General features: G+C 69.2%; 1 protein-coding gene and 1 pseudogene. Both read left to right on the forward strand.

What is annotated here, in order from left to right:
• Nucleotides 1-1127 (forward strand): annotated as a pseudogene (ceoB, locus tag GQ57_RS37515) (multidrug efflux RND transporter permease subunit CeoB); the annotation flags it as partial.
• A 10-nt stretch (nt 1128-1137) separates the two neighbouring features.
• Nucleotides 1138-2651 (forward strand): multidrug efflux transporter outer membrane subunit OpcM (gene opcM / locus GQ57_RS37520; protein ID WP_034200560.1); only part of this gene is annotated, 1514 nt, incomplete at its 3' end.

Below are 2651 nucleotides of genomic sequence, written 5' to 3' on the forward strand. Positions count from 1 at the left end.
TCGAGGATCGCGGCGCGGTCGGTTATGCACGGCTCGCGGATGCGTCCAACGACTTCATCAAGCGCGCGCAGCAGGCGCCTGAACTCGGCCCGTTGTTCACGAGCTACCAGATCAACGTGCCGCAGCTCAACGTCGATCTCGACCGCGTGAAGGCGAAGCAGCTCGGCGTACCCGTCACCGACGTGTTCAACACGATGCAGGTGTATCTCGGCTCGCTGTACGTGAACGACTTCAACCGCTTCGGGCGCGTGTACCAGGTGCGCGTGCAGGCCGATGCACCGTTCCGCCAGCGCGCGGACGACATCCTGCAGTTGAAGACGCGCAACGACAAGGGCGAGATGGTGCCGCTGTCGTCGCTCGTCACGGTGACGCCGACGTTCGGCCCGGAAATGGTCGTGCGCTACAACGGCTACACGGCGGCCGACATCAACGGCGGCCCGGCGCCGGGCTTCTCGTCGGGCCAGGCGCAGGCCGCGATCGAGCGCATCGCGCATGAAACGCTGCCGCGCGGCGTGCGGTTCGAGTGGACCGACCTCACGTATCAGCAGATCCTTGCAGGCGATTCGGCGATGTATGTGTTCCCGATCAGCGTGCTGCTCGTGTTCCTCGTGCTCGCCGCGCTGTACGAAAGCCTGACGCTGCCGCTCGCGGTGATCCTGATCGTGCCGATGAGCATCCTGTCGGCGCTCACTGGCGTGTGGCTCACGCAGGGCGACAACAACATCTTCACGCAGATCGGCCTGATGGTGCTGGTGGGGCTGTCCGCGAAGAACGCGATCCTGATCGTCGAATTCGCGCGCGAACTCGAACACGACGGCAGGACGCCGCTCGAGGCCGCGATCGAGGCGAGCCGGCTGCGGCTGCGCCCGATCCTGATGACGTCGATCGCCTTCATCATGGGTGTCGTGCCGCTCGTCACGTCGACCGGTGCGGGTTCGGAGATGCGTCATGCGATGGGGGTCGCGGTGTTCTTCGGGATGCTCGGCGTGACGCTGTTCGGGTTGATGCTGACGCCGGTGTTCTACGTCGTGTTGCGTACGCTGGCGGGCGGCAAGATCCATGTCGCCGGCAAGGACTCGGCCGGCTATGGCGTGCCGGCTCAGGGCGTACCGGCTTCGGATGCTTGAGGATAACAAGATGGACAACATGCACAACACGAACGGCCTGATGCGCTTCGCGAAGGTGGCGGCCGCGAGCACCCTGCTCGCGACGCTGCTTGCCGCGTGCGCGGTGGGCCCCGACTACAAGCGCCCGGACGCGGCCACGCCCGCCGCGTTCAAGGAAGCGCCGACGCTCGCCGCGGGCGAGCAGGCCGGCACGTGGAAGACGGCCGAGCCGGCGGACGGCGCGCATCGCGGCGAGTGGTGGAAGGTGTTCGGCGACCCGGTGCTCGATGCGCTCGAGGCGCAGGCGCTCGCCGCGAACCAGAACCTGAAGGCCGCGGCCGCTCGCGTCGAGGAAGCGCGTGCGGCGACGCGTACCGCGCGTTCGCAGTGGTTCCCGCAGATCGGCGCCGGCTTCGGGCCGACGCGCGAAGGGCTGTCGTCGGCGTCGCAGTTCCAGCCGCAGGGCACGGGCCCGACCAACGCGACGCTGTGGCGCGCGCAGGGCACCGCCTCGTACGAGGCCGACCTGTTCGGCCGCGTCGGCCGCAACGTCGAGGCGTCGCGCGCCGACCAGGCGCAGAGCGAGGCGCTGTTCCGTTCGGTGCAGCTCTCGCTGCAGGCGGACGTCGCGCAGAACTACTTCGAACTGCGGCAGCTCGATTCGGACCAGGACCTGTACCGCCGCACGGTGGAGTTGCGCGAGCAGGCGCTGAAGCTCGTGCAGCGCCGCTTCAACGAGGGCGACATCAGCGAGCTCGACGTGTCGCGCGCGAAGAACGAACTGGCGAGCGCGCAGGCCGATGCGGTTGGCGTCGCGCGCCGGCGCGCGGCGTCCGAGCATGCGCTCGCGATCCTGCTCGGCAAGGCGCCGGCGGATTTCGCGTTCAAGGAAGCGCCGATCGTGCCGGTGGCGGTGAAGATTCCGCCGGGCCTGCCGTCGGCGCTGCTCGAACGCCGGCCGGACGTGTCGGCGGCCGAGCGCGCGATGGCGGCCGCGAACGCGCGGATCGGCCTCGCGAAGTCGGCGTACTTCCCGAAGCTCGATATCACGGGTGCGTTCGGGTATGAAGCGTCGACGCTCGGCAACCTGTTCCTGTGGTCGAGCCGCACGTTCCTGCTCGGGCCGTTCGCCGGCACCGCGCTGACGCTGCCGCTGTTCGACGGCGGGCGCCGTGCGGCCGGCGTGCAGCAGGCGCGCGCGCAGTACGACGAGCAGGTCGCGAACTACCGGCAGCAGGTGCTCGTCGCATTCCGCGAGGTCGAGGACAACCTCGCCGACCTGCGCCTGCTCGACGACCAGATCCGCGCGCAGGACGCGGCCGTCAACGCGTCGCGCCGTGCGGCGACCTTGTCGCGCACGCAGTACCAGGAAGGCGAGGTCGCGTATCTCGACGTGATCGACAGCGAGCGCTCGGTGCTGCAGTCGCAGTTGCAGGCGAACCAGTTGACCGGCGCGCAGGCCGTGTCGACCGTCAACCTGATCCGCGCGCTCGGCGGCGGGTGGGGCGCGGCGCCGACGGCGGTTGGCGATACGGCGTCCGGCAA

It is taken from the genome of Burkholderia sp. MSh2 (genome assembly GCF_000731655.1).
Taxonomy (GTDB): Bacteria; Pseudomonadota; Gammaproteobacteria; order Burkholderiales; family Burkholderiaceae; genus Burkholderia; species Burkholderia paludis.